This is a genomic window from Pseudarthrobacter sp. efr-133-R2A-89, assembly GCF_030209315.1.
In the GTDB taxonomy this organism is placed as follows: domain Bacteria; phylum Actinomycetota; class Actinomycetes; order Actinomycetales; family Micrococcaceae; genus Arthrobacter.
Genome location: NZ_JARVSE010000007.1, coordinates 1 through 24,360 on the forward strand (window position 1 = coordinate 1; position 24,360 = coordinate 24,360).

20 protein-coding genes are annotated in these 24,360 nt (G+C 68.3%); 6 read left to right on the forward strand and 14 right to left on the reverse strand.

Features of this window, described 5'->3' with window-relative positions; genetic code table 11:
* Window positions 1-187: hypothetical protein (locus QRM95_RS13215; protein ID WP_285248037.1), on the forward strand; the 187-nt coding region annotated here is incomplete at its 5' end.
* A gap of 178 nt (window positions 188-365) precedes the next feature.
* Here QRM95_RS13215 and tyrS read toward each other — a convergent pair.
* Genes tyrS through QRM95_RS13230 form a run of 3 tightly spaced genes read right to left on the reverse strand, consistent with a single transcriptional unit; the run spans window position 366 to window position 4,686 of the window.
* Entirely contained in the window at window positions 366-1,679 is a 1,314-nt protein-coding gene (gene tyrS, locus QRM95_RS13220) for a tyrosine--tRNA ligase (RefSeq protein ID WP_285248038.1), read from the reverse strand.
* Window positions 1,680-1,713: 34 nt separating this feature from the next.
* Entirely contained in the window at window positions 1,714-3,942 is a 2,229-nt protein-coding gene (locus QRM95_RS13225; protein WP_285248039.1) for a HelD family protein, read from the reverse strand.
* A gap of 51 nt (window positions 3,943-3,993) precedes the next feature.
* A complete protein-coding gene (locus tag QRM95_RS13230) occupies window positions 3,994-4,686 on the reverse strand; it encodes a DNA-3-methyladenine glycosylase (RefSeq protein WP_285248040.1) in 693 nt (230 codons plus the stop codon).
* 118 nt (window positions 4,687-4,804) lie between these two features.
* Between QRM95_RS13230 and QRM95_RS13235 the strand changes: the two genes are divergently transcribed.
* Together QRM95_RS13235 and QRM95_RS13240 are read left to right on the forward strand one after the other, a co-directional pair.
* On the forward strand, window positions 4,805-6,283 hold the full coding sequence (locus QRM95_RS13235) for an AlkA N-terminal domain-containing protein (RefSeq protein ID WP_285248041.1): 1,479 nt from the start codon (window positions 4,805-4,807) through the stop codon (window positions 6,281-6,283).
* On the forward strand, window positions 6,280-6,774 hold the full coding sequence (locus tag QRM95_RS13240) for a methylated-DNA--[protein]-cysteine S-methyltransferase (protein WP_285248042.1): 495 nt from the start codon (window positions 6,280-6,282) through the stop codon (window positions 6,772-6,774). The genes QRM95_RS13235 and QRM95_RS13240 overlap by 4 nt, the downstream gene beginning before the upstream one ends.
* Before the next feature lie 2 nt (window positions 6,775-6,776).
* On the opposite strand, the gene QRM95_RS13245 is transcribed toward QRM95_RS13240, so the two are convergent.
* The 10 genes from QRM95_RS13245 to argC all read right to left on the reverse strand — a co-directional run bounded on the left by QRM95_RS13245 (window position 6,777) and on the right by argC (window position 17,026).
* Entirely contained in the window at window positions 6,777-7,514 is a 738-nt protein-coding gene (locus QRM95_RS13245) for a maleylpyruvate isomerase family mycothiol-dependent enzyme (RefSeq protein WP_285248043.1), read from the reverse strand.
* Window positions 7,515-7,550: 36 nt separating this feature from the next.
* Entirely contained in the window at window positions 7,551-8,099 is a 549-nt protein-coding gene (locus QRM95_RS13250) for a pyridoxine/pyridoxamine 5'-phosphate oxidase (protein WP_285248044.1), read from the reverse strand.
* Window positions 8,100-8,292: 193 nt separating this feature from the next.
* The gene (gene argH, locus QRM95_RS13255) at window positions 8,293-9,777 is read right to left on the reverse strand and encodes an argininosuccinate lyase (protein WP_285248045.1); all 1,485 of its coding nucleotides are present in this window, start codon (window positions 9,775-9,777) and stop codon (window positions 8,293-8,295) included.
* A 5-nt stretch (window positions 9,778-9,782) separates the two neighbouring features.
* Window positions 9,783-10,988, reverse strand: coding sequence for an argininosuccinate synthase (locus QRM95_RS13260; RefSeq protein ID WP_018763590.1), 1,206 nt, complete (start codon window positions 10,986-10,988; stop codon window positions 9,783-9,785).
* A gap of 45 nt (window positions 10,989-11,033) precedes the next feature.
* Window positions 11,034-11,564, reverse strand: coding sequence for an arginine repressor (locus tag QRM95_RS13265; protein ID WP_018763591.1), 531 nt, complete (start codon window positions 11,562-11,564; stop codon window positions 11,034-11,036).
* Complete coding sequence (gene argF / locus QRM95_RS13270; RefSeq protein WP_285248046.1) at window positions 11,561-12,565, reverse strand: ornithine carbamoyltransferase; 1,005 nt, start codon at window positions 12,563-12,565, stop codon at window positions 11,561-11,563. The genes QRM95_RS13265 and argF overlap by 4 nt, the downstream gene beginning before the upstream one ends.
* Window positions 12,562-13,833 (reverse strand): acetylornithine transaminase, encoded by a 1,272-nt coding sequence (locus QRM95_RS13275; protein WP_285248047.1) that lies wholly within the window; start codon window positions 13,831-13,833, stop codon window positions 12,562-12,564. The genes argF and QRM95_RS13275 overlap by 4 nt, the downstream gene beginning before the upstream one ends.
* Window positions 13,830-14,789 (reverse strand): acetylglutamate kinase, encoded by a 960-nt coding sequence (argB, locus tag QRM95_RS13280; RefSeq protein ID WP_285248048.1) that lies wholly within the window; start codon window positions 14,787-14,789, stop codon window positions 13,830-13,832. Before argB ends, QRM95_RS13275 begins: the two co-directional genes overlap by 4 nt.
* 42 nt (window positions 14,790-14,831) lie before the next feature.
* The gene (gene argJ, locus QRM95_RS13285) at window positions 14,832-15,998 is read right to left on the reverse strand and encodes a bifunctional glutamate N-acetyltransferase/amino-acid acetyltransferase ArgJ (RefSeq protein ID WP_285248049.1); all 1,167 of its coding nucleotides are present in this window, start codon (window positions 15,996-15,998) and stop codon (window positions 14,832-14,834) included.
* Window positions 15,995-17,026: an N-acetyl-gamma-glutamyl-phosphate reductase gene (argC, locus tag QRM95_RS13290; protein ID WP_285248050.1), complete on the reverse strand. Its 1,032-nt coding sequence runs from the start codon at window positions 17,024-17,026 to the stop codon at window positions 15,995-15,997. The genes argJ and argC overlap by 4 nt, the downstream gene beginning before the upstream one ends.
* A gap of 160 nt (window positions 17,027-17,186) precedes the next feature.
* Between argC and QRM95_RS13295 the strand changes: the two genes are divergently transcribed.
* The 3 genes from QRM95_RS13295 (at window position 17,187) to QRM95_RS13305 (ending at window position 23,663) form a co-directional block, all read left to right on the forward strand.
* The gene (locus QRM95_RS13295) at window positions 17,187-18,152 is read left to right on the forward strand and encodes a quinone oxidoreductase family protein (protein WP_285248051.1); all 966 of its coding nucleotides are present in this window, start codon (window positions 17,187-17,189) and stop codon (window positions 18,150-18,152) included.
* 229 nt (window positions 18,153-18,381) lie between these two features.
* On the forward strand, window positions 18,382-22,305 hold the full coding sequence (locus QRM95_RS13300) for a Pls/PosA family non-ribosomal peptide synthetase (RefSeq protein ID WP_285248157.1): 3,924 nt from the start codon (window positions 18,382-18,384) through the stop codon (window positions 22,303-22,305).
* Complete coding sequence (locus QRM95_RS13305) at window positions 22,302-23,663, forward strand: M1 family metallopeptidase (protein ID WP_285248052.1); 1,362 nt, start codon at window positions 22,302-22,304, stop codon at window positions 23,661-23,663. Before QRM95_RS13300 ends, QRM95_RS13305 begins: the two co-directional genes overlap by 4 nt.
* Here QRM95_RS13305 and QRM95_RS13310 read toward each other — a convergent pair.
* A complete protein-coding gene (locus QRM95_RS13310; RefSeq protein ID WP_285248053.1) occupies window positions 23,578-24,330 on the reverse strand; it encodes a 4'-phosphopantetheinyl transferase family protein in 753 nt (250 codons plus the stop codon). The genes QRM95_RS13305 and QRM95_RS13310 overlap by 86 nt on opposite strands.
* Between the last annotated feature and the right edge of the window lie 30 nt (window positions 24,331-24,360).

Below are 24,360 nucleotides of genomic sequence, written 5' to 3' on the forward strand. Positions count from 1 at the left end.
AACAATTGGTATCAACAAACTTGGCACACTATTGAGTTCTCAAACAACAGACACATTCGAATATTCCCGGAATCAATTCAAAAGAATTTCTATTCCGTATTTCTTCGCTGCGATGTTTCCATCTTATTTCATTCATATTCACTTTCGCAAATCCGGTTATTTTCCCGGAATTCACTCGGTGGAATGAATCCGCCCAGCAGAATAAGAAGCAATTTCTCCAGTTCCACGCGGTGCACGGTAAGAATTGCTTCTCATCAGTTGGGGGTTTATCACCACTCAGCGGCGGCGACTCAAAAAACAATACACGCCCCCCGGCAGCCGCGCAAATCGGCCGCCGGGAGGCGTGCATGGAGCATCCGAAGGTGCTAGGGAACCAGCACCTCAACCGTGGCCAGGTTCTTCTTGCCCCTGCGCAGGAGCAGGTACTGGCCATGCAGGAGTTCAGTCTCGGAAATCACGGCCTCAGGATCCGAGACTTTCTCGTTGTTGACGTAAGCGCCGCCCTCCCCCACGGTTCTCCTGGCAGCCGACTTGCTTTCGGAAAGTCCGGACGCCACCAGGAGGTCGACGATTCCCATCCCGTCCACCTGCACCGTGGTGGTGGGAAGTTCGGAGGTTGCCGCCTGCAGGGTTGCCTTGTCCAGCGCGGCCAGGTCGCCGTTGCCAAAGAGCGCCGCCGAGGCGGCAATGACCTTCTCGGTGGCGTCGACGCCATGCACCAGCGAGGTGACCTCGAAAGCCAACTTCCGCTGGCCTTCCCTGGCAAAGGGACGCTCCGCCACCGAAACTGCGATCTCTTCGATCTCGGCCCGCGTCAGGAAGGTGAAAACCTTGAGCCGGTCCACGACGTCGGCATCGGACGTGTTGAGCCAGAACTGGTAGAACGCATACGGGCTGCACATGCCGGCATCGAGCCAAATGGCGTTGCCCTCGCTCTTGCCGAACTTGGTTCCATCGGAATTGGTGATCAAGGGAGTACCGAGGGCGTGTACGCTCTTGCCCTCCACCTTGCGGATCAGCTCCGTACCGCTGGTGAGGTTGCCCCACTGGTCGGAGCCGCCGGTCTGCAGTACGCAGCCGTAGTCGCGGTAGAGCTGGAGGTAGTCCATGCCCTGCAGGATCTGGTAGCTGAATTCGGTGTAGCTGATGCCTTCATCGGAGTTCAGCCGGGAGGCCACAGCGTCCTTGCGCAGCATGGTGCCCACCCGGAAGTGCTTGCCCACTTCACGCAGGAAGTCGATGGCGCTCAACGGCGCCGTCCAGTCCAGGTTGTTCACGATCCTTGCAGCGTTGTCCCCATCGAAGCTGAGGAAGCGGCTGACTTGGGCCTGGAGGTAGCCGACCCACTCCGCAACAGTGTCCTTGGTGTTCAAGGTGCGCTCCGCCGTCGGACGGGGATCGCCGATCATGCCGGTGGAGCCGCCAACCAGCCCCAGCGGTTTGTGCCCTGCCAGCTGGAGCCGACGCATGACCAGCAGCTGGACCAGGTTGCCCAGGTGCAGGCTCGGTGCGGTGGGGTCGAAGCCGCAATAGTAAGTGACCGGCCCATTGGCGAGGAGCTTCTCCAGCTCAGCTTCGTCGGTGGAGACATGGACCAGCCCACGCCACTTCAGTTCCTGCCAAATGTTGGCGAAAGTGGGGTCGTTGCGCTGCGGTTCGAGGTTGTTCAGTTCTGGCACGCTTCCTAAGTTAGCAGTAACGCCGGGACCCCGGTCAGCCGGCTATTCCGGCCGGTACCGGTTCTGCGGCAATCAAACGAAGCCGCTGCGTGGCGCGGGTCATGGCGACGTAGAGATCCCCCACCTTGCCGTGCTCGTGGTTGAGCATGACGGAAGGTTCCAGCACCACCACACCGTCGAACTCCAGTCCCTTCGCTTCGCGAGGGCTGATCACCACGATGTCCTGTTCGTAGCTTCCCGCGCCCGTACCGATCCGCCGGCCGTAAGCCGCACGCAGGGCGGAAGTCGCCTGGGGCAGGAGGTCACCGTCGGCGATGACGGCGAGCAAGCCGCCGTCGAGCGCTCCCAACTCCTCCGGGAGGACCTCGAGGAGCCGGTCCACCACACCGCCGGCAGCAACCTCATCGATGATGGGTGACCAGCGTCCTTCACGCACGGCCTTGGGTGCGGACACCACCAGGCCGGCGGCGTTGGCCATCCTGACCGCGGCCTCGGCGATCTGGGACGGCGTACGGTAATTGACCGTCAGCTCTTCGAGCTGCCACCGGTCACCGAACATCGGGGCGAGTGCGCCCTGCCAGGAGTTGGCACCGGCCACGGAACTGGTCTGGGCGATGTCCCCCACGATGGTGAAGGACTTCAGCGGGCAGCGCCGGACCAACAGCCGCCACTGCATGGGCGAGAGTTCCTGCGCCTCGTCCACCACGATGTGCCCGAATGCCCAGGTCCGGTCACTCGTGGCACGCTCGGCGGCGGTCTGCCGGGCGCCCTGTTCCTGGTTCTGTTCAGCAAGCTCCTCAGCGGACATCAGCGGGTCCACGCCGGCGGCCTGCATGTTGACCAGGGTCTGCTTTGCGTTGGCAAGGTCCCGGGCCCGGTCGTGCTCCTGCTGGGCCAGCCCCCGCCCGGCAGCCGCGTCCAGCTCGCCCAGCAGCTCGGCGGCCTCATCCAGCAGCGGCACGTCCGGCTCAGTCCACGGAGCGTCGGCCGGCCGCAGCAGCAACGCACGCTCCTCCGGCGTCATGTTGGGGGTGCAGAATTCCAGGATTTCAGGCTTGCTGAAGAGGTCCGAGATCAGCTTCTCCGGTGTCATGGGCATCCAGCACAGGTTCAGCGCGATCCGCACGTCACGGGCAGTTCGCACATCCTCGGCCAGGTACGAGCGGTCCGCGTTGTTCCCGATGCTCCCGGCCTCAACGAGTTCGGTCATCTGCTCGGTCAGCTCCCGCAGCAGGATCTTGACGAACGTCACGCGTGCCTCGTTGTACGGCTTCCCGGTGGCGCGTGCACGTTCCCGGGCACGGCGGACCTGCCGCGGCGTCAAGGTCAGCTTGCGGCCGTCCACCTCGAGGATCCGGTTCCGGGCGGGGACGCGCATCCGGTTGGACACGGCGTTGGCCACGATGGCAGCCATGTCCAGGCGCCCCTTGATGGCCGCCACGTCAGCGTTGGTTTCCGGTACGGCGTGGATGCCCGGCATCAGGCGGCCAACGCTGGCCATGACAACCCCGGTCTCGCCGAGTGAGGGCAGCACCCGTTCGATGTATTTCATGAACGACGACGACGGCCCCACCAGCAGGACGCCAGCGCTTTTGAGCCGGTCACGGTGGGTGTAGAGCAGGTAAGCGGCGCGGTGCAGCGCCACGGCGGTCTTGCCCGTGCCGGGGCCGCCCTGGACCACCACGGCTCCGGAGATCGAGGACCGGATGATGCGGTCCTGCTCCGACTGGATGGTGCTGACGATGTCCGACATCCGGCCGGTCCGCTTGGAATTCAGGGCAGCGAGCAGCGCCCCTTCACCCTGGAGCGATTCGGCGTCCGTCAGCATGCCGGCATCCAGGACGTCGTCCTCGATGGCTTTGACGTCGCGGCCCTGCAGGATCAGGTGCCGGCGGCGGCGCACACCCTGCCGGTCGAAAGCGGTGGCCTGGTAGAAGTGGCCTGCCTCGGGTGCCCGCCAGTCCACCATCAACCGCTGCAGGTCCTCGGTGGTCAGCCCGATGCGCCCGATGTACTGGGCCTCGCCGGAATCCAGGTCCAGCCGGCCGAACACGAGCCGGTCATCCACGGCGTCCAGCTGGGCCAGGCGGTCCTCATACAGTGCGGCGAACGCATCACGTTCGGAAACGTTTTGCATGGTGCCCACGGCTCCGGCACGGCGGACCTGCGCCAGTTGGCGGCGCTTTTCCTCACGGAGCTCCTCCAGCCGGGCATACAGGCCGGCAACATAGTCCCGTTCGTGGGCCAATTCGGCGTCGAGCATCAACGTTCCCCTATCGCGAAAGACAGACCGTCCATTCTACAACCATTTCGATTAACGCAGGCGAAACGTGCCGGCCCCGGGCGGCCCACCGGCTGCCGGCCTCCGGGTCCGCGGTTTGGCTGCCTTGTATTTGGAAACCGTGGGGTCGCCGGTGAGCCAAAACCGCCAGGCGTAGCGGTCCGATCCCCCGGCCCCGGCCACACCCACCCGCGGACCGGAGCTGACAGGACGGGCCGGACCGGAGGGAAGCTCCAGCCCGAACGGCGGTGCCAGCGCATCCCGGCCGCTGTCCGCCGTCGTCATGCCCAGCGCCTTGGCCAGGCGGGCCGGGCCGCTGGCGAGGTCGGCGGGGGTTTTCGACGTCGGACGCCGGCGTTGCGCCAGGTCCAGCCCGCCGACGATTTCCCCGGCCCGCAGCAGCAGGGCGGAAGCCACGCCCTCGGGTCCGCACACAATGTTGGTGCAGTGATGCATGCCGTAGGTGAAGTAGACGTAGAGGCGGCCGGCGGGGCCGAACATGGGCGCGTTGCGGGGCGTCGGGCCGCGGTAGGTGTGCGAGCCGGGATCGGGATGCAGGGAGTCCTCCGGCCCAAGGTAGGCCTCCACCTCGGTCAGCCGCACGGACACGGTGCCGTCCCGGGACTCGTGGGTCAGCACGGCGCCGAGCAGCAACGGCGCGAGTTCCCGGGCGTCCCCGGACAGGAAATCCCGGAGCGGCCCGGTGGTTGAAGGGCTCTCATCCATTGCTCGACTGTACCCAGAAGTCCGCGATTCCCACGGGAAGCAACGGGCATCCGGCACCAACCACGGCCATGTCCGATTTCCGCTAGTAGGAGTGGTGTGGGGCTGGCAGGATGGAGGGATGGACTTCTGGCAGCGCTACCGGGCAATCGATGCCCGCGACCCCCGGTTCGATGGTCAGTTCTTCACAGCCGTCCGCACCACGGGGATCTATTGCCGGCCCTCGTGCCCGGCCCGGACGCCAAAGGCCTCGAATGTGACGTTCTACGAGACGTCCGCGGCCGCGCACGAGGCAGGGTACCGGGCCTGCAAGCGCTGCCTGCCGGAGGCTGTCCCGGGGACACCCGCCTGGAATGTGCGCCAGGACGTTGCCGGCCGGGCGATGCGCCTGATCAACGACGGCGTCATCAACCGGGACGGCGTGGCTGGTCTTGCTGCCCGGCTGGGCTACTCCGCCCGGCAACTCAACCGCATCCTCGGCCAGGAACTGGGTGCCGGTCCTTTGTCGTTGGCCCGGGCGGCGAGGGCACAGACGGCGCGCACCCTATTGGTGTCCACGTCCATGAAGTTTGCGGATGTGGCCTTCGCTGCCGGTTTCAGCAGCATCCGGCAGTTCAACGACACCATTGCCGAAGTCTTCGACCTGACCCCCACGGCACTGCGGCGGACCACCCGGCATCCGGCAGCCGCCGGGGGCGCCACCGCCTTGACGCTGAGCCTGCCCTACCGGGCGCCCTTTGATACCGGTATTTTCTCCTTCCTGGCCGTGCGTGCCATTCCGGGAATCGAGGAGGGCACGCCCACCTCCTACGCCCGGACCCTTCGCCTCCCGCACGGCGACGCCCGGTTCCGGGTGGAGTACGACGACGCCGCGCGGGGGCGGCCGCTGACCCTCACCGTCGGCGCGGTGGACCTGCGCGACCTGCCGGCGCTCCTGAGCCGCGTGAGGCGGCTGTTCGACCTGGACGCGGACCCGGAAGCGATCGACGGCACCCTTGCTGCGGACCCCCGGCTGGCGGACTCCGTTTCCGCTGCCCCCGGGATGCGGCTGCCCGGTGCGCTGGACCCGCAGGAACTGTTGGTGCGGGCCATGGTGGGGCAGCAGATCACGGTGGCGGCCGCCCGGACCGCACTCACGCAACTCGCCGCCGCCGGCAGCCCCGCCAGCGCCCCCGGCGGCGGCCTGGAACGGCTGTTTCCGACGCCGGCGCAGATCGCCGCAGCGGAGCATTTGCTGCGCGGTCCCCGGCGAAGGATCGAATCGCTGCTGAACGCTGCGGATGCAATGGCCGGCGGGCGGCTCGAGTTCGGGTACGGCGACGATGTGCCAAGCCTCACCGCGGCCCTGCTTCCCCTGCCGGGGGTGGGACCATGGACGGTGGGATACGTGGCAATGCGCGTCCTGGGCGCCCCGGACATCTTCCTCGCCAACGACGCCGCCGTCCGGAACGGCATCCGCGCCCTCGACACCGGAGGCCACACCCTCACACCGGACTTCAGGGAAACCAGCCCATGGCGTTCCTACGCCACTATGCACTTGTGGCGCGCCGCGGCACGGCCCGCCATTCCATCCTCCACCCCCTCGAAAGGGATGCCATGAAAGCCCAACTGCTGCAACTGTCCACCCCGGACGGTCCGTTTACCATCCTCGCCAGGGACGGCATGGTCCTGGCCTCGGGCTGGACGGCCGGCCTGCCGGAATTGATCGGGCAGGTCCACCCCGCGCTGCGTCCCGAGGACGTGGAGGAGGTGGCCGGCCTGGCGGGAATCTCGTCCGCCGTCGAGGCCTTCTACGACGGCGACCCGGCGCCCGCCATGGCCGTCCCGGTCCTGCAGCGGTCCGGGCCGTTCCGCGCGCACGCCTGGGATGTGCTGCGGGAGGTCAAACCGGGTTTCCCGGTGACGTACAGCGAGTACGCGGCCCTGGCAGGGAACCCCAAGGCAGTGCGGGCGGCGGCCAGTGCGTGCGCCTTCAACGCGGCGGCCCTCTTTGTCCCATGCCACCGGGTGATCCGGACTGACGGCTCTTTGGGCGGGTTCCGCTGGGGCCTGCGTATCAAGGAGAGCCTGCTGGCCCGCGAGGCCGCGTAGGGCTATTTCGGGTCCGGCATCGCCGATGGCCAGGGCAGCAGCTCCGGGAGGTCCGTGCCGTCGCCGGCGGCGGTGGCCCGCAGGCTGTCCAGCGAAGGCTGCCTGCCTGCGAGCCACGCGGCGATGTCAGTGACCATGCCGCTGACGACGACGGTGCTGCCGCCGGCGCCGAGGCCCAGCGGCGGCAGGGCCACGGGCTGCAGGACCAGCCGGGTTCCCGTGGGAACCCGGGCGGCCAGGAAGTCGAAGAGGTGCGAGCAGAAAGCCCCGTTCCAGGTTTCGGGGCCCGTGCCGGCGTCCAGGTCCGAGGTGTGGATGACTAGTTCGCGCCACAGCGCCAGCCCGGCGTCGTAGATGACTCCGTCGCGGAAGGTGATGGGCGTCTGCCACTCAGGACCGGTCAGAGCATCAAAGGCGGCCAGCGCCCGGTTGAGGGCGGCGGTGACGTCGGCGCGATGCTGGCCGAGGCTGTGCCCCGCCGCCAGATCGATGGCACGGTTGCGTCCCTCCACGCCACCGTCGTAGAGCGCCACCTTTTCGCCGCGGCGGCCGTGCTCCACCTGACGGGCGAGGGCGTCGCAGATGCCGGCGAGGTGGGCCAGCAGGTGGCCGCGGCTCCAGCCGGGAAGCGTTGACGGCGCCTTTTCGCCGCCGTCGGGAAGGCGGTCCAGGGCGGCGGCAAGCGCGTCGGCCGCCTTGTGCAGTTCGGCCTGGAGCGCCGCAGGGGAAGGTGAAGTCATGCGGCCAGCCTAGCGGAGCGCCCGGCGCGCCGGCGGCTATTCCAGCGGCGTTCCGTCCGGGCCAACGCGGTGCCGGACGTGCCGGCCGTCGGCGGCTGCCTGCCAGAACTCAATCTCGCGAGGCTGGAGTGCGTAGAGCTGCCAATTCGGGTTGTCGGTGCCGTCTGCGCGGGGCCGTTCGTGCCAGTCGAGGCTGGAGGCCTCGACGGAGAGCCCGGTCACCGTCCCGGCGAGCCGGACCTGCCGGCCGAGGCGTGGCCAGTAAAAGTTCATCGCGGCCCTCGGCTCCGCCGTGAGTTCCCTGCCCTTGCGGGAGGTGCGGGACGTGGCGAAGTGCCAGCCGTCGTCGTCAATGTTCTTCAGGATCAGCATCCGGGAAGACGGCTGCGGGCCACCGCCGGACGCGGCATCCACCGTGGCGAGGCTGAACGCGTGCGGCTGCTGCTCCCCCGCATCCAAGGCCTCGTCCAGCCATTGTTTGAAGAGCAGCGCCGGATCCTGTGGGGCACTGCCGGGATCGAATGCGGGCAGGTCGGCCGGGAAATCAGGCAGCGTGCGAAGGAACTTCCGGAACGTTTCGCTCATGGACCCAGCCTAGCCACATGCGGGTTGCGGCAAGCCCAACCACCACCCCCACACCCCCAACGCCCGCTCACTTCCTGCACTTAAAACGCCAATGCCCGCTCACTTCGGTAAAGAAAGTGAGCGGGCGTTCCCCCAAAACCTGCAGGAAGTGAGTCGGCGTTCCCCCAAAACCTGCAGGAAGTGAGCGGGCGTTTCAGCCGGCGTACGCGCGCACGTCCGCGAGTTCGCCTTCCAGGGCGACAAGCTGGCGTTCGACGGCGGCCGGTGCCGTACCGCCCTGGGAGTTGCGGCTGTTCAGCGATCCCTCAGTGGAGAGCACCGTGCGGACCTCCGGGGTGAGGTGCTCCGATATGGCGGCGTACTCCTCATCCGTCAGGTCCCACAGCTCAACGCCGCGGGACTCGGCCTGCTTGACCGCGGCACCGGAGAGCTCGTGTGCCTCCCGGAACGGCACGCCCTGGCGGACCAGCCATTCGGCGATGTCCGTGGCCAGCGCAAAGCCCTGGGGCGCCAAGGATTCCATCCGTTCAGTGTTGAACGTGAGGGTGGCGATCATGCCGGAGACGGCCGGGAGCAGCAGCTCCAGGGTGTCGGCGGCGTCGAATACCGGTTCCTTGTCCTCCTGCAGGTCGCGGTTGTACGCGAGCGGCAGGCCCTTGAGCGTAGCCAGCAGCCCGGTCAGGTTGCCGATCAGGCGTCCTGCCTTGCCGCGGGCAAGCTCTGCCACGTCCGGGTTCTTCTTCTGCGGCATGATCGAGGACCCCGTGGAGTACGAATCATGCAGCGTAACGAAGGAGAACTCCTTGGTGGCCCAGAAGATGACTTCCTCGGAGATCCGGGACAGGTCCACGCCGATCATCGAGCAAACCCAGGCGAACTCGGCGAAGACATCGCGGGACGCGGTGCCGTCGATGGAGTTGTGCGTGGCGGAGTAGAACCCGAGGTCCGCCGCCACCGCTTCGGGGTCCAGCCCCAGCGAGGAGCCGGCCAGCGCACCGGAGCCGTAGGGAGAGACCCCGGCCCGCTTGTCCCAGTCCTGGAGCCGCTGCACGTCGCGCAGCAGTGCCCAGGCGTGGGCCAGCAGGTGGTGGCTGAGCAGGACCGGCTGGGCGTGCTGCAGGTGGGTGCGGCCCGGCATGGCAACACCGTGGTGCGCCTTGGCTTGCTCCACCAGGGCATCCACCGTGGCCAGGACGCCCCGGGCGATGATCCTTGCATGGTCGCGCAGGAACATCCGGCCCAAAGTGGCCACCTGGTCGTTACGCGACCGGCCGGCGCGGAGCTTGCCGCCCAGCTGTGTGCCGGCCCGCTCAATCAGGCCGCGTTCCAGCGAACCGTGCACGTCCTCGTCGGACTCGGCGGCCACGTACGCGCCGGAGGCGACATCCGCATCCAGCCTGTCCAGGGCGTCCAGCATGCCTTCCAGCTCGGCGTCATCCAGCAGGCCTGCCTTGTGCAGCACACGGGCGTGCGCCTTCGAGCCGGCAATGTCATAGCGCGCCAGGCGCCAGTCGAAGTGCGTGGACTTGCTCAGCGCCGCGAGGGCGTCCGCGGGGCCGCCGGCGAACCGGCCGCCCCACAGCGCGCCGGTGTTCGTCCCCGAGCGCACCCCAACCTCGCTGCGCTCGGCCGGGGACCCCTGCGCTCGTGGGCCCTGCTTGGAATTCTGCTCAGCCATCCGGGCTACTTTCCTGCGACGCGGATGTCGCGGCCGGAGGCAACCTTGGCGGACATGCCCCACAGCTCGATGAAGCCCTTGGCCTGGGACTGGTCGAACGTGTCACCGGTGTCGTAGGTGGCCAGCGAGAAGTCGTACAGCGAGGTGTCGGAGCGGCGGCCGTTGACGATGGCCTGGCCACCGTGGAGGGTCATGCGGATGTCGCCGGAGACGTACTTCTGGGTGTCCTCGATGAAGGCGTCCAGGGAGCGCTTGAGCGGGGAGAACCACTGGCCGTCGTAGACAAGTTCGGCCCAGCGCTGGCCAACGGTGGCCTTGAAGCGGGCCTGCTCGCGCTCGATGGTGATGTCCTCCAGGTGCTTGTGCGCGGTGATCAGCGCCATGGCACCCGGGGCCTCGTAGATTTCGCGGGACTTGATGCCCACCAGGCGGTCCTCGACGACGTCGATGCGGCCCACGCCCTGGGCACCGGCGCGGCGGTTCAGTTCCTTGATGGCCTGCAGCGGGGTGACCTTGACGCCGTCGATAGCGACGGGCACGCCTGCTTCGAAGGAGATGGTGACTTCATCCGGGGCCGGCGGGAACTCCGGGGTGGCGGTGTAGTCGTAGATGTCCTTGGTGGGGGCGTTCCAGATATCCTCGAGGTAGCCGGTTTCCACGGCGCGGCCCCAGACGTTCTGGTCGATCGAGTACGGGTTCTTCTTGGTGGTCTCGATGGGCAGTCCCTTTTCCTCGGCGAAGGCGATGGCCTTGTCGCGGGTCAGGGCGAGGTCGCGGACCGGGGCGATGCACTTCAGGTCCGGGCCGAGGGTCTGGATGCCCACTTCGAAGCGGACCTGGTCGTTGCCCTTGCCGGTGCAGCCGTGGGCCACGGTGGTGGCACCGAATTCGCGGGCGGCCTTCACAAGGTGCTTGACGATGACCGGGCGGGAAATGGCGGACACCAGCGGGTAGTGGCCCTGGTAGAGGGCGTTGGCCTTCAGCGTCGGCACGCAGTATTCGTTGGCGAACTCGTCCGAGGCGTCGGCGACGTAGGCCTCGACGGCGCCGCAACCGAGGGCACGCTGGCGGATGGTTTCCAGCGATTCCCCGCCCTGTCCGACGTCGACGGCCACGGCGATGACCTCGGCACCGGTGGCTTCACCGATCCAGCCGATGGCTACTGACGTGTCCAGGCCGCCGGAGTAGGCCAGCACAATGCGTTCAGTCACTTTAAATGCTCCTTGTTGGGGTTGGTTGATGTTTTGTCTTCAAGCTTATTGCCCGGCTTCCTCGGCCAGTTGCAGGAAGCGCGCCGCGAGGTCCGGGCCGCCCAGCGGATCGCGGGACACCAGCAGGACGGTGTCGTCCCCTGCGATGGTGCCAAGGATGGATGGCATCACCGAATGGTCGATGGCCAGGGCCAGGAAGTTCGCGGCACCGGGCGGGGTCCGCAGGACGGCGATGTTGGCGGAGGCTTCCGCCGTGACCAGCAGTTCGCTGCACAGCCGGGCCAGCCGCGCGTCCAGGATTTCCTGCGTGACGCCGCTCTTCGCGGCCCGTTCACCGCCTTCGCCGGGCACCGCGTACACCAGGACACCTTCCTTGCCGCGGACCCGGACGGCACCCAGTTCCACCAGGTCCCGGGACAGTGTTGCTTGGGTGACCTGCACGCCGTCATCCGCCAGCAGCGCCGCAAGCTCAGCCTGCGAACGAACGGACTGCCCGGTGAGGATGGCGGTGATGCGTGCCTGCCTGGCGGTCTTGGTGGCCGGGCTGCTGCCCGGGGAGGACGGCTGGGCGGTCACTGGAACGTGCTCTCCCCGGTACCTTCAGCGGGGGAAAGGCCGTCAACGACGGCCAGGCCGGACCGGTGCATCAGCCAGGCCATCAGGGCTTTCTGGGCGTGCAGGCGGTTTTCCGCCTCGTCCCAGACGATCGACTGGGGTCCGTCGATGACGTCGGCGGAGATTTCGTAACCGCGGTAGGCAGGCAGGCAGTGGAGCACGACGGCGTCTTCCGCGGCGAGTGCCATGGCGCCGGAGTCCACGGAGTACTCCCGGAACAACTGCATCCGGGCGTCCTTCTCGGCTTCATGGCCCATGGAAACCCAGGTATCGGTGGCCACCACGTCCGCCCCTTGCAGGGCTTCCTTCGCATCGGTGGTGATCAGCACGGATCCGCCGGTCTCTGCCGCCCGTTCCTTCGCGGCCGCCACGATGTCCGCTGCCGGCAGGTAGCCTTCCGGACCGGCAATGCGGACGTGCATCCCGGCCGTGACGCCGGCCAGCAGGTAGGAGTTGGCCATGTTGTTGGCGGCGTCGCCGAGGTAGCTCATGGTGAGCCCCTTCAGCTCGCCCTTGTGTTCCTTGACGGCGAGGAGGTCGGCCAGGAGCTGGCACGGGTGGTAGTCGTCGCACAGGGCGTTGATGACCGGGACTTTGGAATTCTCGGCCATGGCCACCAGCCCGGAGTGCGCCCCGGTGCGCCACACGATGGTGGAGACCATGCGTTCGAGGACCTTGGCGGTGTCCTCCACGGACTCCTTGTGCCCGATCTGCGCCTCACCCGGATTGATGATCAGGGCATTGCCGCCCATGTCCGCGATGCCCGTGGCGAAGGAAACCCGGGTCCGGGTGGAGGTCTTGTCGAAGATGACGGCAACGGTCTTGCGGCCGCTGCCCTCGGCGGCGAACGGCTGGACACTGTATGGGGCGGCCTTCATCCGGGCTGCGAGTTCCAGGACCTCTGCCTGCTCGGCGGGGCTGAGGTCGGTGTCCTTGAGGAAGTGCCGGGTTGCGGTGGTCACTGGGCGTCCTTAGCTGTCTGGAGGATTGCCGGAAAAGCGGCGAGGAAGGTGTCCGCCTGGGCTGTGGTGAGGATCAGCGGCGGTGCCAGGCGGATGGTGTGCGGGCCGGGGCTGTTAATGATGAAGCCCGCGTCGAGGGCGGCCTGCACGACGGCGGGGGCGACGTCGGCGTCGAGGTCGAAGCCGATCAGCAGTCCTTCGCCGCGGACTTCCGTGACGCCGGGAATGAGGGCGAGCCCGGAGCGCAGGTGCGCCCCCACCGCGGTGGCGTTGGCCAGGACATCCTGGCTTTCCAGGGCATGGAGGGTGGCCAGGGCGGCCGCCGTGGCCACCGGGTTGCCGCCGAACGTCGTGCCGTGCTGGCCGGCGGACAGCAACGACGACGTCTGGCCGCCAAAGGTGATGAGGGCACCGATGGGGAAGCCGCCGCCGAGGCCCTTGGCCAGGGTGACGGCGTCGGGGACGATCCCGGCGTCTTCGCTGGCCAGCCACTTGCCGGTCCGCCCGATGCCGGTCTGGACCTCGTCGAGGATCAGGAGTGCTCCGGCCTTGGTGGTGGCCTCGCGCGCAGCCTGCAGGTAGCCTGGGGGCAGCGGCCGGACACCGGCCTCGCCCTGGATGGGCTCCAGGAACACGGCGGCAACGGTGTCATCCACTGCAGCCTCCAGCGCGGCGATGTCGCCGAACGGGATGTGCACCACGCCACCGGGCAGCGGTTCGAACGGCGCCCGGTAGGCTTCCTTGGCGGTCAACGCCAGGGCACCCATGGTCCGGCCGTGGAACGCCCCTTCGAGGGCGATGATTTTGCTCCGCTTGGTGTCGCCGGCGCCGGTGTTGCGGCGGGCAAGCTTGAAGGCTGCCTCGTTCGCTTCCGTGCCGGAGTTGCTGAAGAACACCTTGGATCCGGCAGGGGCGTGGGTGAGCTCCAAAAGTTTCTCCGCCAAGGCCACCTGCGTGGGGCTGGTGAAGAAGTTCGAGACGTGGCCCAGGGTTGCCAACTGGCTGGCGATGACTGACGTCACGAAGGGGTGGGCGTGGCCGAGGGCGTTGACGGCGATGCCGCCGAGCAGGTCCAGGTATTCCTTGCCGTCGGCGTCCCACACCAGGCAGCCGGCGCCGCGGACCAGGACGCGCTGGGGGGTGCCGAACACGTTCATCAGCGAGGTGGAGTAGCGGGAGAGCCACTCGGTGCCCGCGTGGCCCTTGGTTTCCACCAGTGCGGCCACCGGGGTTTCGACAAGCTCAACCTCTGCGGTGTGCTTACTCATGCGTTGTTCTCCTCGTCGGGGACCACCTGCGTGCCGATGCCCGCCGTCGTAAATGTTTCAAGAAGCATGGAGTGGGGCAGGCGCCCGTCCACGATGTGCGCGCGCTCCACGCCTTCGTCGATGGCCTTCAGGCACGCGGCCATCTTGGGGATCATGCCCGATTCGAGGCGCGGCAGCATCTCCCGCAGCTCGGAGGCCGTCAGCGATGAAATCAGCGAGGACTTGTCCGGCCAGTTGGCGTACAGGCCTTCGACGTCGGTCAGGATGACCAGCTTGGAGGCGCCCAGCGCCGAGGCGACGGCGGCGGCCGCGGTGTCCGCGTTGACGTTCAGGACCTGGCCGGTGGGCTGGAAACGCCCGGCACCTGCCACGTTCTCCCCGCCGTCGACAATCTCCGGGGCGACGGTGGAGATCACCGGGATGCGGCCGGCGGCCAGGATGTCCACGATGCCCGCGGGGTCGACGCCGACCACCTCGCCCACGAGCCCGAGGTCGATGTCTTCGCCGTCCACCACGGTGCCGGTGCGGACGGCGCGCAGCAGCCCGCCGTCTTCGCCGGACATGCCGACGGCGTAGGGCCCGTGGGAGTTGATCAGGCCCACCAGTTCGCGCCCCACCTGGCCGGTGAGGACCATGCGGACCACGTCCATGGCTTCCGGGGTGGTGACGCGCAGGCCGCCTTTGAACTCGGATTCGATGCCCAGCCGCCCCAGCATGGAGTTGATCTGGGGGCCGCCGCCGTGGACCACCACAGGGTGGATGCCCACGTGGTGCAGGAAGACGATGTCCTCGGCGAAGGCACGGCGGAGTTCGTCGTTGACCATGGCGTTGCCGCCGTACTTGATCACCATGGTGGTACCGGCGAACCGCTGGATCCAGGGCAGCGCCTCGATCAGGGTGGCGGCTTTGTCCTGGGCAGCGGACATGCTGGTGGTTTCACGCGTCTGGGTGTTCATGCTGTCACTTTCCGCAGCGGTTCCTGCCGGGAGCAGGAGCTCCTAGCTGGAGTAGGCGCTGTTCTCGTGGACGTAGTCGTGGGTGAGGTCGTTGGTCCAGATGGTGGCTTCGGCGTCGCCTGCCTGCAGGTCGATCTCCACCAGGACCTCGCGCGGTTCCAGGTCCACCAGGCTCCGGTCGTCGCCGATGCTGCCGTTGCGGCAGATCTGGATCCCGTTCATGGCCACGTTGAGCTTGTCCGGTTCGAACGCAGCGTCCGTGGTGCCCACGGCGGACAGCACGCGGCCCCAGTTCGGGTCCTTGCCAAAGATGGCGGCCTTGAACAGGTTGGAGCGGGCCACGGAGCGGCTGACCGTTTCGGCGTCCGCTTCGCTGGCTGCGTTGAAGGTGCGGATGGCGATGTCGTGGCTGGCGCCCTCGGCGTCGGCGATCAGCTTGCGGGCCAGTTCGGCGCAGACCTGGGTGAGGCCGGCACCGAAATCCGCCGCGGAAGGCACGGCCCCGGACGCACCGGAGGCCAGCAGGACCACGGTGTCGTTGGTGGACATGCAGCCGTCCGAGTCGGCGCGGTCGAAGGTGACCCGGGTGGCGTCCCGCAGGACGACGTCAAGCATGTCCGAATCTACGGCGGCGTCGGTGGTGAGCACCACCAGCATGGTGGCCAGGCCGGGGGCCAGCATGCCGGCGCCCTTGGCAATGCCGCCGATGCTGAATTCCTGGCCGTCGGCGTCGGTGCCGATGAACAGCGCCGACTTGGGCACGCTGTCGGTGGTCATGATCGCGGTGCCTGCCGCCGGACCGCCGTCGGGGCTCAATGCTGCCGCCGCCGCTTCGACGCCCGGCAGGATCTTGTCCATGGGCAGCTGTTCACCGATCAGGCCGGTGGAGCAGACAAAGACGTCGGTGGCCGAGATCCCCAGGACATCCGCCACTTTCTCCGCGGTGCTGTGGGTGTTCTGGAAGCCGGTGGGGCCCGTGCAGGCGTTGGCTCCGCCGGAATTGAGGATCACGGCGTCGACGCGGCCGTCGGAGACCACCTGGCGGGACCAGTGGACCGGGGCCGCTGCCACGCGGTTGCTGGTGAACACGGCGGCCGCGGCCTTGGCCGGGCCGTCGTTGACCACGAGGGCGAGGTCCGGGTTGCCGGAAGCCTTGAGGCCGGCGGTGACGCCGGCTGCCCGGAATCCCTGGGGTGCGGTGATGGTCACGGGGCTACTCCCTGCAGGTTGAGGCCGTCGGTTTCCGGCAAGCCGAGTGCGATGTTCATGGACTGGACGGCGCCGCCGGCCGTGCCCTTGGTGAGGTTGTCGATCACGCAGGTCACGATCACGCGCCCGGTGTGGGGGTCGAAGGCGAGCTGCATGGCGGCGTGGTTGGAGCCCTGGACGGACTTGGTGGCAGGCCACTGGCCTTCCGGCAGGACGTGGACGAACGGCTCGTCATCGTATGCGTCCGTCCACGCCTGGCGCAGCTGCGCGGCGGTGGTGCCGGCCTTGACCTTGGCGGTGGCGGTGGTGAGGATTCCGCGGCTCATCGGAGCCAGCGTGGGGGTGAATGACACGGTGACCTGCTCCCCCGCCGCGTTGGACAGGCCCTGCTCGATTTCCGGCGTGTGCCGGTGTCCGCCGCCCACGCCGTAGGGGCCCATGGATCCCATGACCTCGGAGCCGATGAGGTTGACCTTGGCTGCCTTGCCCGCGCCGGAGGTGCCGGAGGCGGAAACGATGACGACGTCGTCGGGCTCCAGCAGGTGGGCTGCGAACCCGGGAGTGAGCGCCAGCAGGGCGGAGGTGGGGTAGCAGCCGGGGACGGCGATGCGCCTGGCGCCCTTCAGGGCCTCGCGCTGCCCGGGCAACTCCGGAAGTCCGTAGGGCCAGGTGCCGGCGTGGGCGGAACCGTAGAACTTTTCCCATGCAGCGGGGTCTTCGAGCCGGTGGTCGGCTCCGGCATCGATGACGACCGTTCCTTCCGGCAGCTGGGCGGCGATTTCGGCCGACGCGCCATGCGGGAGGGCAAGGAAGACGACGTCGTGGCCGGACAGGTTCTCCACCGTGGTGTCTTCCAGGATCCGGCTTGCCAGTCCGTGCAGGTGCGGCTGCAGTTCGCCCAACCGCGAGCCCGCGTTGCTGTGCGCCGTGATCGCGCCGATGGTCACACCGGGATGCCCGGCCAGGAGGCGGAGGACCTCTCCCCCGGCGTATCCGCTGGCTCCCGAAACCGCAACAGAAATAGTCATGACTCGACTATACAACAATAATTATGCATTGGGGCCGATATTTATGCATGGGCAATCCGGGGGACGGTTGCTCCGCATACGTGTCCGTCCGGCACAAGGTGTCCCTAGGATGGACTTCGGCAGCCGGGCCGGAGGTACCGGAACCCGGGAAAGGAGCGCCATGACGCACGCAATCCTCGCACGGCAGGCAGGCGGACCGGAAGTCCTTGAATATACCGGGGTTGAGCCCCCCACGCCCGGCCCGGGGCAGCTGCTGTTCAAGGTGGGCGCGGCCGGCGTGAACTTCATCGATACCTACAAGCGCAGCGGCACCTACAAGGTGCAGTACCCCTTCACCCCCGGCACCGAGGCCGCCGGCACGGTGGAGGCGGTGGGAGACGGGGTGACCGGATTTGCCGTAGGCGACCGGATTGCCACGGCTGAGGGCATCAACTGCTACGCGGACTACGCGCTGGTGGACGAAGACGCCGCGCTGCCGGTACCAAGGGGCCTGGACGTCTTTACCGCCGCGGCGCTTCCCCTGCAGGGCATGACTGCCCACTACCTGATGAACTCCACGTTCAAGGTCGAAAGTGGCCACAGGGTCCTGCTCCATGCCGGCGCCGGAGGCGTGGGACTGCTGCTGATCCAGATGCTTAAGGCACGGGGCGCTGAGGTGTTCACCACGGTGTCCACCGACGAAAAGGAAGACTTGGCGCGCGGCGCCGGAGCGGACCACGTGCTGCGCTACGAAGGATTCGCGGAGCGGGTCCGGGAGATCACGGGCAGTACCGGCGTGGACGTGGTGTACGACGGCGTGGGCAAGGACACCTTCGACGGTTCCCTTTCAGCCTTGCGCATCAGGGGGATGCTGGTGTTGTTCGGTGCCGCATCGGGCCCCGTCCCGCCGGTCGACCCGCAGCGCCTGAATGCCGGCGGCTCCTTATTCCTGACCCGCCCCACGATGGGCCACTACCTCCAGGATGCCGCGGAGCGGCGTTGGCGCTCCGCCGAGGTGTTCGCTGCTGCAGCAGATGGAAGCCTGAAGGTGCGGGTAGGGGCCCGCTACCCGTTATCGCAGGCAGCCCTGGCGCACCGCGACCTTGAGGGCAGGAAGACCACCGGCAAAGTGCTCCTGGTTCCGTAACCGCGGGCAACGTGAACGCCGGGCAAACCCCCGGACCGCCTCAAACAGCGCGTCCGGGCGCGCCGGACACCTTTTGTTCATCTTCTCCCGGGAAAATGCACGGGTGACCCAGCAGCAGGTCCCCTTCGGGGATGACCATCCCGGTGCAGCGCCGGCCAGCACCGTCCGCCAGGATCCTGCGGCCTCTGCAGCCGCGCCACCGGCAGGCGGGCCCGGCAGGAACGTCGCCCTGCACGGGCCCCAGCTGCCGGGAGCCGCGGCTGCGCCCCCGGCCCGGACGCTGATCGACGTCCTACAGGACACCGCTGCCCGTTTTCCGGACGCTTCGGCCCTGGACGACGGCCGCACCTCACTGAGCTACGCACAGCTGCTGGATGCTGTCCGTGCCACCGGCCGCCGGCTGCACCAGGCAGGGTTCGGCGCCGGAGACAGGATTGGCATCCGGATCCCGTCCGGCACCAGCGAACTCTACGTCTCCATACTCGCAGTGCTCCTGGTGGGAGCCGCGTATGTCCCCGTGGACGCCGACGATCCCGAGGAACGCGCGCGGCTGGTGTTCGGCGAGGCCAACGTGGCAGCCGTTCTCGGGCCGGGCGGCTCGATCGGGCCCGGGCCGGCCGGGCAGGGGCGCAAAGGCCCGTTCAAGGGCGCACGGCCTCCGGAACCTGGCGACGACGCCTGGATCATCTTTACCTCCGGCTCCACCGGAACACCCAAGGGCGTGGCGGTCCGGCACCGGTCCGCCGCCGCCTTTGTGGATGCGGAGGCGAGGATCTTCCTCCAGGGCGAACCCCTGGGCCCGCAGGACCGGGTCCTGGCCGGGCTGTCGGTCGCCTTCGACGCTTCCTGTGAGGAGATGTGGCTCGCCTGGCGGCACGGCTCCTGCCTTGTGCCCGCACCGCGCGCCCTGGTCCGGACCGGCATGGACCTTGGCCCCTGGCTGATCAACCACGGCATCACCGCCGTTTCCACCGTGCCCACCCTCGCTGCGCTCTGGCCCCCGGAATCGCTTGAGAACGTCCGGCTCCTCATTTTCGGCGGCGAGGCCTGCCCGCCCGAACTCGCCGGCCGCCTGGCCGTTGAAGGCCGCGAAGTCTGGAACACGTACGGTCCAACGGAAGCAACCGTGGTGGCCTGCGCGGCGCCCCTGGGTGCACCTGGCCCCGTGCGGATCGGGTTGCCGCTGGACGGCTGGGACCTGGCCATCGTGGACGGGAACGCGGTACCGGTAGCCGAAGGCGAAGTAGGCGAACTCATCATCGGCGGGGTTGGCCTGGCCCGCTACCTCGATCCTGCCAAGGACGCGGAGAAGTACGCGCCCATGCCCACCCTGGGGTGGGACCGGGCCTACCGGTCGGGTGACCTGGTGCGCTTCGAGCAGGCCGGCCTGGTCTTCCAAGGCCGGGCTGACGAACAAGTTAAGCTCGGCGGCCGCAGGATTGAGCTGGGCGAGATCGACGCCGCGCTCCAGTCACTTCCCGGGGTGGCAGGCGGCGCCGCGTCAGTCCAAACCACGGCCGCCGGAAACCACGTCCTGGTGGGCTACCTGGCGCCGGCGGCCGGGGTGGTCCTTGACCTTTCGGTTGCCCGGGAGCAGCTGACGGCAAGCCTGCCTGCAGCCCTGGTTCCCATGCTCACCGTGCTGGACTCCCTGCCGACCAAGACCAGCGGCAAGGTGAACCGGCACGAACTCCCGTGGCCGCTGGCCGGGGCTGGCGCCGCGGAGGCAAACGCCGCCCCCCTGAACATCCCGGATGACGCCGCCTGGATCGTGGAGCAGTGGAGCAACGTGCTGGGCAGCCCTGTCAGCTCGCTGGATGCCGATTTCTTCGCCTACGGCGGCGGCTCACTCTCAGCCGCCCAGCTGGTCTCGGCCCTGCGGGTCCGCTACCCCACCATCACCGTGGCCGATATCTACGCGACGCCGCGGATCGGTGCGCTGGTGGAAGTGGCGCGCCAGTCCCGTCCCGGCGGCCCGACGGCGGCCCCGGCAACGGAGCGGTCCGTACGGCCCACAGCCCGGAAGTCCCAGGTTTTCCAGACCCTGATGGGTGTGCCGTTGCACATCCTGGTGGGCATGAGGTGGCTGACCTACCTCATGGCCCTGAACAACCTGTTGGCCGGGCTTGCCGGGTTCGCTGCTGCTCCCACGGTCTCGTGGTGGTGGGTGGCGGTGTCCTGGCTGGTGTTCGTCAGCCCGGCGGGGCGGATGCTGTTGGCTGTCGGGGCGGCCCGGTTCCTGCTGCGCGGAGTGGAACCAGGCATCTATCCGCGGTCCGGGCGCGTCCACCTGCGGTTGTGGCTCGCCGAACAGATCCAGGACCTCGCCGGTGCCATCAGCCTCGCCAGTGCGCCATGGGTCCCGTATTACGCCCGGGCGCTGGGCGCAAAGATCGGCCGGGACGTCCAGCTGCATTCGCTGCCACCTGTTACCGGGATGCTGACGCTGGGCAGCGGAGCCAACGTGGAACCGGAAGTGGACCTCTCGGGCTGGTGGATCGACGGCGACGACGTCCACATTGGGGCCATCCGTATTGGCCGCGGCGCCAGCGTGGGCGCACGCAGCACGCTGATGCCCGGCGCCTCGATCGGGGCCGGGGCGCAGGTGGAAGCCGGTTCCGCGGTGCTGGGGAAGGTGAAGGCAGGCCAGCTGGCGGCCGGGTCTCCGGCGCGCCGGCAGGGCAAAGCCAAGCACAGCGTGCCGGATGCCGCAGCCCAGGGCAGGTTTGCCGCACGGGCCTGGTTCGCCGGCTTCGCGCTGGCGTCGGCTTGCCTTTCCGTCATCCCTTACGTGTCCGCCGCTGCCGCGCTGTGGGTCGCGTTCGCCTTCATCCAGGGCAGTACGTCACTGACGGAGGCCCTCCCCCGGCTGTTGCCGGCCCTTGCCCCGGCGTCGCTGGTGTGGTTCGCCACGAACGCCGTCCTGGTGCTGGCTGCCACGCGCCTGCTGTCCATCGGGATCGCGGAGGGCTACTACCGGATCCGCAGCCGGGTGGGATGGCAGATTTGGGCCACCGAGCGGGTGCTGGACCTGGCCAGGGACCTGCTGTTCCCTATCTATGCCAGCCTGTTCACGCCGGTGTGGCTTCGCCTGCTGGGCGCCAAGGTCGGGAAGAACGTCGAGGCCTCCACCGTGCTGCTGATACCAAAAATGACCACCGTGGGTGAAGGTGCCTTCCTGGCCGATGACACCATGGTGGCCTCCTACGAGCTCGACGGCGGCTGGCTGCGGGTGGCACCGGCGAAGATCGGCAAGCGGTCGTTCCTCGGCAATTCCGGCATGACCGCCGCCGGCCGCAACGTGCCCAAGAACTCGCTGGTGGCCGTCCTGTCCGCGACGCCGGCGAAGGCCAAGGCGGGCACCTCCTGGCTGGGAAGCCCGCCGGTCCGGCTGCGGCGGACCCCTATCGCCTCAGACGGTTCCCGCACCTTTCAGCCCCCGGCGCGGCTGAAGGTGGCACGTACCCTGTGGGAGCTGGGCCGGTTTTTGCCGGTCATGCTCACAGTGGCCATCGCTGCCGGAACCATGCTGGCCTTCGACTGGATCGCTGCCACGCTGGGCTATGCCGCCGCAGCTGTGCTCACGGGCGTGGTCATGCTCCTGGCGGGCTTTGTCGCCGCAGCCGCATCCGTCGTCGCCAAGTGGATCTTGGTGGGCCGGATCCGCCCCGGTGAGCACCCGCTCTGGAGCTCGTTCATCTGGCGCAACGAAGTAGTGGACAGCTTTATCGAGATGGTCTCCGCCCCGTGGTTTGCTCGGGCTGCTTCCGGCACGCCGGCCCTGGTCTGGTGGCTGCGTGCGCTCGGCGCGAAGATCGGCAGCGGCACATGGTGTGAAAGCTACTGGCTGCCCGAAGCCGACCTGGTGACGCTCGGCCGGAACTCCACGGTGAATCGGGGCTGCGTGGTGCAGACGCACCTGTTCCACGACCGGGTGATGAGCATCGACGCTGTTACGCTCAAGGACGGGGCCACCATGGGCCCGCACGGGGTCATCCTTCCCCAGGCCAGCGTCGGCGCCGGCGGAACAGTGGGGCCGGCGTCCCTGGTGATGCGCGGCGAAGCAGTTCCCGCCGCGACGTACTGGATGGGCAACCCCGTCAGTCCCTGGAGCGGCCCCGGATCGCCGTCTGCCAACCGAAGGTCCCCATGAGTTCTTCAGCATCAGCCGCCCGCGGCAGTGTCCACGAGGCCGGCGGCGCCGCCCCGGATCCTTACCTGCCCGGCGCCGGGACCAACGCCTTCCGGGTGGAGCGCTACGAACTGGACCTGGACTACCGGGTGGCCAGCAACCGGCTCAGCGGCAGGGCGGTGCTGCACGGCGTCACGTGCGTCCCGGCGTCGGCCATTGTGCTGGACCTTGCCGGGCTGCGCGCCACCAAAGTGCTGCTGGACGGCCGCAAGCCCCTTCGGTTCAGCCAGAGGGCAGGACAACTCGTGGTTTCGGCGCAGAACCCTTTCGAGGCCCGGCAGCCGTTCACGCTGGAGGTGCGCTACGAAGGCAACCCGCGGCCACGGCGGGGCCTCTGGGGTGAGGTGGGCTGGGAGGAGCTCACGGACGGCGTCCTGGTGGCCGGGCAGCCCAACGGGGCGCCCTCCTGGTTCCCGTGCAACGACCACCTCGGGGACAAAGCCAGCTACCGGTTCACCGTGACCACCGATGCGAACTACCGCGTGGTGTGCAACGGCGTCCTGCAATCGCACACCGCCCGTTCCAGCCGGGAAACCTGGGTCTACGAACAGGCCGATCCCATGCCCGCCTACCTGGCCACCGTGCAGATTGGCAGGTACGCGCTGCTGGAACTGGACAGCGGACGGCACGGCACCCCCGTTCCACAGACCGTGGCCGTCTCACACGCCTTGGCGGACCGGGCACGGGCCGGCCTGGCGCTCCAGCCGGCCATGATGCGCACGTTCAGCAGCTGCTTTGGCCCCTACCCGTTTCCCGGGTACGTCGTGGTGGTCACCGAGGACGAACTGGAAATCCCGCTTGAGGCGCAGGCCATGTCCATCCTTGGCCCCAACCATCTGGGCCTGGACTGGGAGTCCCAGCGCCTGATCGCCCACGAACTCTCCCATCAATGGTTTGGCAATGCCCTGACGGCGGCCGGCTGGCAGGACATCTGGCTGCACGAGGGCTTTGCCTGCTACGCCGAATGGATTTGGTCCGAAGAAGCCGGCGTCATGGCAGTGGCGGACCGGGCCGGGGCTGCCTGGCGCCGGCTGGCCGCCGAGGAGCAGGACATCCTGGTGGGCGACCCCGGACCCGGGCGGATGTTCGATGACCGTGTCTATCAGCGGGGCGCGCTGGCTGTCCATGCCGTCCGGATGGCCGTGGGCGACCTCGCCTTCTTTGCCGTCCTGCAGGACTGGACCGCCAGCCACCGGCACGGCTCGGTCACCACGCAGGACTTCATCATGGCCGTCAGCCGGGCAACAGCCGTGGATGCAGAATCCCTGCTGCACCCGTGGCTCTACGAGGAGCCACTGCCGCCATTGCCGGCGTCCTGACCAGGCCGGAAAGCGCGACGGCGGCGGCCAGGTGGGCGGGAAGCCCGGTTTCCGCGGGGCCAAGGTCGATCAGTCCGGGACGTTCCAGGACGTCAAGGGAGGACGGCATCCTGCTGAGTCCCTCGCCGGTCATCTTCAGCCAGGCCTCTTTGCGGGCCCACAACCTTGCCCTGGCTGCAGGGAGGAGGACCGCCGTGATGTCCCGGAGCGCAAGCCGTTCGGCAGGTGCCAGTGCCAGTCCGTCGAACCCGTCGAAACCGGTGCGGGCAGGATCCTCGATGTCTGTCCCGAGGCGGGTTCCCGGTGCGGCATCCGGCACGGCCGCGAGCAGGGTCCAGCCGCCGGCCCGGGACAGGCTGAGGGCCAGGGGCACGGGGGAACCCCGATAGGTGTACCCCGGCCTGCCGTGGCCCAGGTCCGGGCCCGTGCCGCAGTGCGGGCAGCCGTAGGCCGTGGCGAGGTCGGCGGCGGACACTGACAGCAGGCTGGCGGCGAAGTCCCGCTGGGCCAAGCGACCGGCCAGGAACGCCGTCCCGGCGGCGGGCGCCATGGCCTTGGCCCGCGCCAGCTCCACGCCGTCCAGGAGGCGTTCGGCGTCGCTGCGCACCGCGGCGGCTTCGCCGGGCACCAGGAAGGGCGGGACTGCACGCATTTCACATTGCGTCATGACCCGCCCTTCCGGAGACTGCGAACAGGA